Origin of the sequence: Rhizobium sp. 25PS6, assembly GCF_032464655.1 — a bacterium.
In the GTDB taxonomy this organism is placed as follows: domain Bacteria; phylum Pseudomonadota; class Alphaproteobacteria; order Rhizobiales; family Rhizobiaceae; genus Rhizobium; species Rhizobium laguerreae.
On sequence record NZ_JAWDIV010000033.1, the window covers coordinates 47,410 to 54,672 of the forward strand.

Consider the following 7,263-nt stretch of genomic DNA (forward strand, 5'->3'; position numbering starts at 1 on the left):
CCTGCGCGACATTCGCGTGGGCGGTTTTGCGTTTCAACGGCTTGAATTCTGCAATTCATTCGCAACCGCAGGGGAACGATATGAGTGATAAAGGCGATCTTACGGTTCGCAAGCTGGCGATGTGGGGGATTCCGCTGTCGCTCGGCGTCATGGGGCTGAAGATGGTGGCGTGGTGGGTCACCGGGTCGGTGGCGCTGCTGTCGGACGGGCTGGAATCGTCGGTCAACGTCGTTGCCGCCTTCATCGCCTTCTTCGTCATCCGCTATGCGCAGAAGCCGGCTGACCACGACCATCCCTTCGGTCATCACAAGGCGGAATATCTGTCTGCCGTCACCGAGGGCGTGCTGATCGTTGTCGCTGCCCTGCTGATCGTCAACGAAGCTGTTGGTTATCTCGCCGAGCCACGCATGCTGGACGCACCTGTGCTCGGCCTTGCGATCAACTTCGCGGCCGGTGTCATCAATGCGATCTGGGCGCGGTTGCTGATCCAGACTGGACGCAGACATCGCTCGGCAGCGCTCTCGGCGGATGGACAGCATATCATGTCCGATGTCGTGACCTCCGTTGGGGTGCTCGTCGGCCTGCTGCTGGCGCTGGCAACGGGATATGCGATCTTCGACCCGGTGCTTGCCATTCTCGTTGCCGTCAACATCCTCTATCAGGGCTGGAGGGTAATCTCGCAATCGATTGGCGGGCTGATGGACCAGGCGGTCGAACCGCAGGAGGAGGAAGCGATCAAACAGGCGATTGCCACCCACGCGGAGGGTTCGATCGGCGTGCATGACCTGAAAACCAGGCGGGCAGGCACCGTCACCTTCATCGATTTCCACATGGTGGTGCCCGGCGGGATGTCGGTGCGGCAGGCGCATGATATATGCGACCGCCTTGAGGATGCCATCAGGGCGGTGCACGAGGGTGCCACTATCGCAATTCATGTGGAGCCGGAGGGCGAAAAGGCCCATGGCATCCGCGTCAAAGTCGTGAAGGAGGTATAATGCCGAGTACCGATGTTTCCAGCCTGTCGATGCTGGGTCAGCAAACCGAAACCGCGCAATCGCCGGAGGAGGCAATGCTTGAGAAAGTGCCGTCCAACCATGCCGGCACCGATTACGTCGTGCGCTTCACCGCGCCGGAATTCACTTCGCTCTGCCCGATGACCGGGCAGCCGGATTTCGCTCATATCGTCATCGACTACATTCCGGGCGAATGGCTGGTGGAATCGAAGTCGCTGAAACTCTTCCTGCATTCCTTCCGCAATCACGGCGCTTTCCACGAGGATTGCTCGATCTACATCGCCAAGCGCATCGTCGAACTGCTCGATCCCAGGTGGCTCAGGATCGGCGCCTACTGGTATCCACGCGGCGGCATCCCGATCGACGTCTTCTGGCAAACGGGCAAGCCGCCGGAAGGCGTGTGGCTGCCGGAACAGGGCGTTGCCACCTACCGCGGCCGTGGGTGAGCCGCGGTCGGGCGCAGCCCGAGCAATCGATCCAGTGAATCGATTGCAGCGGCGAACGCCCTGAGCTTAGAGCGAAGGGCCGGGCAACGGTGCGGCAACCGCTGCCCATCTCTACCCCGCTAGATCTCACACATCCGTAACATCGTCGCCGGACGAGTCGTCGGTGGAATCGCTGCCGCCGTCGTAGTCGGCCTGCTGCAGGTTGGCGTCGTTGTCATCGGCTGTGTTGTCGGAGGCCTGACGGGCGTCGTCGTTGCCGTAATTGTTGATGACGGTTTCCTCGGTGGGCGCGCTGGCATTGCCGAAGGGATTGGCGCCGAAGGGCGAGCCCAAGCCGAGCGAGGACATGTGGTTGCCGAAGATGCCGCTCAGCGAATTGGCGAGCAGCATGCCGCCGGCCACGCCCGCTGCCGTGCCGAGCGCGCCGCGCAGGAAGCTGCCGCCGGCCGACGGCGCAGAGGCCTGCTGGCTCCAGGGGCCGGTCGGCTGCTGCTGCGTCTGGTGGGCATTGCCGTCGCCGCGGGGATCGCCATAGCCACGGGACTGCTGGCCCCAGGGACCTGCGTTGGAGGGGCCAGGATTCGAGGGAACTGGGGCCGGCTGCTGCGTCTGGGTATTGCCGAAAATCGAGCTCAGGAAACCGCCGCCCTGTTCGGCCTGGCGGTGTTCGCTCTCGCCGGCTTCCAGCTGGCGGACATGCTCTTCGAGTTGCTTGATGTGGTTGGCAGCCGCCTCCAGTCCCTTTTCCTGAACGATGACGGCCTGGGCGAGATAATAGGTGGCGGAGGGCTGTTCGCGCGTCGCCTGGTCGATCAGGGCTTCAGCCTCGCGGTCGCGCGGTGTGGCCGCGGCGGTGCGTACGCGGTCGAAAAGGGCGGTCAGCAATTGGTTTTCTTCCGGTGACATGTCCTGCCTCCTATTATCGAATGCGGCGTTTGCCGCGTGAGGTTTGAGGTAGGAACCGATTTAGGCTTTTCAAAGCCTTTCGCCGTTACAATTCAGTAAGGCTTGCAGAACGGCGCGCGGCTTCTTAAGGATATCTCCATCGCTTCGGTGCCTTGTGTTTTTCCCGCATTGTTTTAGGCATTGAGTCGCACTATGTGCGAGGAACCCGAATTCATCTCCAAGAGGTTCGAATGAACGACGAAGACCAGGACGACAAGACGAAGGAACTGCCGCTCGGCAAGGAAACGGAGGCGAATCTTTTCAAGTCGCGTTCGATCTTCATCTACGGACCGATCAATCAGGAATTGGCGCAGAAGGTCTGCTCGCAGCTCGTGGCGCTTGCCGCGGCCAGCGACGAGGACATCCGTATCTATGTCAATTCGCCCGGCGGCCATGTCGAATCCGGCGATTCCATCCATGACATGATCAAGTTCATCAAGCCGAAGGTCTGGATGATCGGTACCGGCTGGGTCGCCTCTGCCGGCGCGCTGATCTATGTCGCCACTCCGAAGGAGCGGCGCCTGTGCCTGCCGAACACGCGCTTCCTGCTGCATCAGCCCTCCGGCGGCACGCGCGGCATGGCATCCGACATCGAAATCCAGGCGCGCGAAATCATCAAGATGAACGAGCGCCTGAACAGGATCATGGCAGAGGCCACCGGCCAGCCGCTAGACAAGATCGACAAGGATACGGATCGCGACTATTGGCTTTCGTCCGAAGAGGCGAAGGACTATGGCCTCGTTTCACGGATCGTGACGTCGCAAGCCGAGATCTAAGTTTTCTCGGCCAAAGCTACCAAAAACCCGCCCTTGCCTGCCCATCGCAGGTGAGGGCGTTCTGTTTTTGGATGGCGCTTGAACGGAGATGATCTCCTGGCGGCAAGGTCTGAACGGAAAGCAATGAATCCGGACTTGCGCCTGGGACGGCCATCATGCTCCATGCGCCATTCGCGCAGCTCGAGTCCCGCCATGCTCAAAGATTTTTCCGTCCAGGCCCTGTTCATGGGGCTGCTGACCGCCTTCGTCGGCTCCGCCAGTTCCTTCGCCGTCGTGCTGCACGGGCTTGAGGCGGTCGGCGCGACGGATGCGCAGGCGGCATCCGGTCTGATGGCATTGTCGATCTCCATGGGCATCTGCGCGATCGTGCTCAGTGCCGTGACGCGATTGCCGATCAGTATCGCCTGGTCGACGCCGGGCGCCGCGCTGCTGGCAAGCACCGGGGCGATCGAGGGCGGCTTCAATGCGGCGGTCGGGGCATTCCTGGTCTGTGCGGCGCTGATCATCGTCGCCGGGCTGTTCAAGCCGCTCGGCCGGGCCGTTGCCGCCATTCCCGCGCCGCTTGCCAATGCGATGCTTTCCGGCGTGCTAATCGGCCTCTGCTTCGCGCCGGTGAAGGCAATCGGCTTCAATCCGCTGTTCGGGCTGCCGATCGTTCTCGCCTGGATCGTTGTCGGCGCCTTCAAGCGGCTCTGGGCGGTGCCGGCAGCACTCGCGGCCTTCGTGCTGGTGCTTGTCTTCGGCGTCGATATTCCCGAGGGCGCATTCGCCTCGCTCGAACGATCGCTGGTGCCGACGGCCGAAGTCGTCCGGCCGGTGTTCAACCTTGCTGCTTTCATCTCGATCGCGCTGCCGCTCTTCATCGTCACCATGGCCTCGCAGAACATTCCCGGCATCGCGGTGCTGAAGGTCAATCACTACGATCCGAAGCCCGGTCCGCTCTTTGCCGTCACCGGCTTCTTCTCGCTGCTGTCGGCGCCGTTCGGCGGCCACGCGGTCAATCTGGCGGCGATCACTGCGGCGATGTGCGCGGGCCAAGATGCCCATGCCGATCCGAAGCGTCGCTACTGGGCATCACTGATCGCCGGCGTCGGTTATATCATCCTCGGCTTGCTTGCCGGCGCGGTGACGGCCTTCGTCGCATTGGCGCCTCCTATCCTGATCGAGGCAGTGGCGGGACTGGCGCTAGTCGGCGCCTTCTCGTCTTCGGCGATGTCGGCCTTCCAGGCGCCGGACTCGCGCGAGGCGGCGGCAATCACCTTCCTCGTCACCGCATCCGGCGTTTCCTTCGGCGGTATTTCCGGTGCCTTCTGGGGCCTGATCGCGGGTGGGCTGATGCTCGCGCTGTCGCGGCTGGTGAAGATTTGGAAAGACCGAGCTCAGTCGAGGTAGTGGAAGGTCGGTCTGCTCTCCAAATGCCGGATCCTGGCGCTTTCAAGCAGCTCCGCCGGCAATAGGTGGGCAGTTCATCGAATGTTGGCGGCGACCAAAGGCCGGGCAAGGACTTGCCAGCTTTACCGTCCGAGGCTATAAGCGCGGTCATGAAGACCACTGGCGCCAGAATTTCTGACACGATTGCACGCGGCCGCATCGCCCTGCGTGACAATACGCGCGCCCTGACCTCGCTTCTTCTCCTCGGCCTTACGCGCGGTTGCCGGGTCCTTTGAGGAGCGCCCGGCGGCCGAAAGCCCGCCCGGCCATCGCTCCTCGCGACTCACTTTCAAAATTGACCTAACGACCGACAAGGTCCGCATTTGTTTATCGCCAAGCCCGACATGATCGGCTAAGAGCGGGCAAATGCCGGGACGAGGAGACGATACGATGGACGCGAAGACGCAATCCCCCCGAGATAAGATGGCCTCCAAGAGCGAGATGAGCCCCGCAAAAGGCATGCCAGACGCCGCGGTGAAATACCGGGCCTATCCGCAGGTGAATATTCCCGACCGCACATGGCCGACGAAGACCATTACCAAGGCACCGGTCTGGTGTTCGGTCGACCTGCGCGACGGCAACCAGGCGCTCGTCGATCCGATGGGCCACGATCGCAAGGCGCGCATGTTCCATCTGCTGATCGAGATGGGCTTCAAGGAAATCGAGATCGGTTTCCCCTCGGCTTCGCAGACCGATTTCGACTTTGCCCGCTGGTGCGTGGAGGAGGGCAATGTGCCCGACGACGTCTCCCTGCAGGTGTTGGTGCAGTGCCGCCCGGAACTCATCACCCGCACCTTCGAAGCGCTGGAAGGCGCAAACCGGCCGATCGTGCACTTCTACAACTCCACCAGCGAGTTGCAGCGCCGCGTCGTCTTTGCCAAGGATGTGCAGGGCATCAAGCAGATCGCCGTCGATGCCGCCAAGATGATCACCGATATGGCCACGAAGGCCGGCGGCGGTTACCGTTTCGAATATTCTCCGGAGAGCTTTACCGGCACGGAACTCGATGTGGCGCTGGAGATCTGCAACGCCGTCATCGAGGTCGTCAAGCCGACGCCCGACAACAAGCTGATCATCAACCTGCCGTCCACCGTCGAGATGGCGACGCCGAACGTCTATGCCGACCAGATCGAATGGATGTGCCGCAACCTCGATAATCGCGAGAACCTGATCGTTTCGCTGCATCCGCATAACGATCGCGGCACCGGCATTGCCGCTGCCGAACTGGCACTGCTGGCAGGTGCCGACCGTGTCGAAGGCACGCTGTTCGGCAATGGCGAGCGCACCGGCAATGTCGACATGGTGACGATGGCGCTGAACATGTTCACGCAAGGCGTCGATCCCGAGATCGATTGCTCGAATATCGAGCGCATCAAGGAAGTGTTCGAATATTCGAACCAGATGGCGATCGGCGAGCGTCATCCTTACGTCGGCGAACTGGTCTATACGGCCTTCTCCGGCTCGCATCAGGATGCGATCAACAAGGGTATGAAGGCAGCACAGGTCGCCAATCATCCCGTGTGGGAAGTTCCGTACCTGCCGATTGATCCGCGCGATGTCGGTCGTTCCTACGAGGCGATCATCCGCATCAACTCTCAGTCTGGCAAGGGCGGCATCGCCTATATCCTGCAGCAGGATTACGGGCTGAACCTGCCGCGCAACCTGCAGGTGGAATTCCGCGAGGATATCCAGCGCATCACCGACGTAGAGGGCAAGGAGCTTCCGTCCCGGCGCATCTACGACCGCTTCATCGAGCGCTACGTGACGCAGCCGGAAGGGCGCCTGCGCTTCGTCGACCATCACACCTATCCCGACACTGAGCACAAGGGTCAGCGGATCGTCGCAGCCGAGATTACCGACAATGGAGAGATCAAGCGCATCGAAGGGCGCGGCAACGGTCCGATCGATGGCTTCATCAATGCGCTGTCGCATTATCTCGGCATCGAGATGTCGGTCGAGGACTATTCCGAGCATTCGCTCCAGCATGGCTCGAACGCGGCGGCGATCTCCTATGTCGAGACCTCCTATCCCGGCGGCAAACTCTACGGCGCCGGCATCAATACCAACATCGTCGCGGCATCGCTGGAAGCGATCGTCTCGGCCGCCAACCGAGTGCTCGACGTGAAGGCCGGCAAGGCCTGATTTCGGAAGGCCTCAAGCCGCCACCGCAATACTGCACAATTCCTTAAATAGGAATCGATTTAAGGGTAAAATTATGCAGCAATTCAAAGTGTTACAGCGCCCTACGCGCGTCTGAAAAGACGCGCGGCGCTGTGGCGCGGCGCGGCCTGACGATGCAGTCGGCAATCTCGCCGGCTTCGTTGCGCGCCTCTGCGTGGCGCTGGCCCCATTGGCAGAGCGCCAGCAGCACCGGTTCGAGACCAAGGCCGAGTTCAGTCGCGCTGTATTCGACACGGGCGGGAACCTCGGCAAAGACTTTGCGGGCGACCAGCCCGTGTTCCTCCATCTCGCGCAACTGCTGGATCAGCACCTTCTGGGTAATGGCGGGCATCATCCGCTTCAGTTCCGAAAGACGCTTCGGACCGGAGAAGACGTAATAGAGGATGATGGGTTTCCAGCGTCCTGAGATCACCTTCAGCGCACGCTCCACCGGCAGCTCGGGGAGTCTTTTCATCGGCTCAGCCATGGTCA

7 protein-coding genes are annotated in these 7,263 nt (G+C 61.6%); 5 read left to right on the forward strand and 2 right to left on the reverse strand.

Annotation, left to right across the window (positions count from 1 at the left end):
* The first annotated feature begins 80 nt into the window (after positions 1-80).
* Positions 81-995 carry a CDF family cation efflux transporter EmfA gene (gene emfA, locus RWK44_RS33180; RefSeq protein WP_316030024.1) on the forward strand — a complete coding sequence of 305 codons (915 nt, stop codon included), beginning with the start codon at positions 81-83 and terminating at the stop codon, positions 993-995.
* A complete protein-coding gene (gene queF, locus RWK44_RS33185; RefSeq protein ID WP_026158801.1) occupies positions 995-1,459 on the forward strand; it encodes a preQ(1) synthase in 465 nt (154 codons plus the stop codon). The genes emfA and queF overlap by 1 nt, the downstream gene beginning before the upstream one ends.
* Positions 1,460-1,585: 126 nt before the next feature.
* Here queF and RWK44_RS33190 read toward each other — a convergent pair whose 3' ends face one another.
* Positions 1,586-2,365 carry a DUF2076 domain-containing protein gene (locus RWK44_RS33190; RefSeq protein ID WP_316030025.1) on the reverse strand — a complete coding sequence of 260 codons (780 nt, stop codon included), beginning with the start codon at positions 2,363-2,365 and terminating at the stop codon, positions 1,586-1,588.
* Between the two features lie 230 nt (positions 2,366-2,595).
* Here RWK44_RS33190 and RWK44_RS33195 point away from each other — a divergent pair, with 230 nt between their 5' ends.
* From RWK44_RS33195 to leuA, 3 genes are all read left to right on the forward strand, one after another.
* Positions 2,596-3,180 carry an ATP-dependent Clp protease proteolytic subunit gene (locus RWK44_RS33195; protein WP_316030026.1) on the forward strand — a complete coding sequence of 195 codons (585 nt, stop codon included), beginning with the start codon at positions 2,596-2,598 and terminating at the stop codon, positions 3,178-3,180.
* A 162-nt stretch (positions 3,181-3,342) separates the two neighbouring features.
* Positions 3,343-4,572, forward strand: coding sequence for a benzoate/H(+) symporter BenE family transporter (locus RWK44_RS33200; protein WP_026158800.1), 1,230 nt, complete (start codon positions 3,343-3,345; stop codon positions 4,570-4,572).
* Between the two features lie 429 nt (positions 4,573-5,001).
* Positions 5,002-6,753, forward strand: coding sequence for a 2-isopropylmalate synthase (gene leuA, locus RWK44_RS33205; protein ID WP_222010253.1), 1,752 nt, complete (start codon positions 5,002-5,004; stop codon positions 6,751-6,753).
* Between the two features lie 91 nt (positions 6,754-6,844).
* On the opposite strand, the gene RWK44_RS33210 is transcribed toward leuA, so the two are convergent.
* Positions 6,845-7,263, reverse strand: a 419-nt coding sequence (locus RWK44_RS33210; RefSeq protein WP_316030027.1) for a winged helix-turn-helix transcriptional regulator, incomplete at its 5' end; no start/stop codon positions are given.

Excerpts from the sequence above, each read along its gene's own strand:
- RWK44_RS33195 (WP_316030026.1), top strand. The coding sequence starts at position 2,596 with ATGAACGACGAAGACCAGGACGACAAGACGAAGGAACTGCCGCTCGGC.
- emfA (WP_316030024.1), top strand. The coding sequence starts at position 81 with ATGAGTGATAAAGGCGATCTTACGGTTCGCAAGCTGGCGATGTGGGGG.
- RWK44_RS33190 (WP_316030025.1), bottom strand. The coding sequence starts at position 2,365 with ATGTCACCGGAAGAAAACCAATTGCTGACCGCCCTTTTCGACCGCGTA.
- queF (WP_026158801.1), top strand. The coding sequence starts at position 995 with ATGCCGAGTACCGATGTTTCCAGCCTGTCGATGCTGGGTCAGCAAACC.
- leuA (WP_222010253.1), top strand. The coding sequence starts at position 5,002 with ATGGACGCGAAGACGCAATCCCCCCGAGATAAGATGGCCTCCAAGAGC.
- RWK44_RS33200 (WP_026158800.1), top strand. The coding sequence starts at position 3,343 with ATGCGCCATTCGCGCAGCTCGAGTCCCGCCATGCTCAAAGATTTTTCC.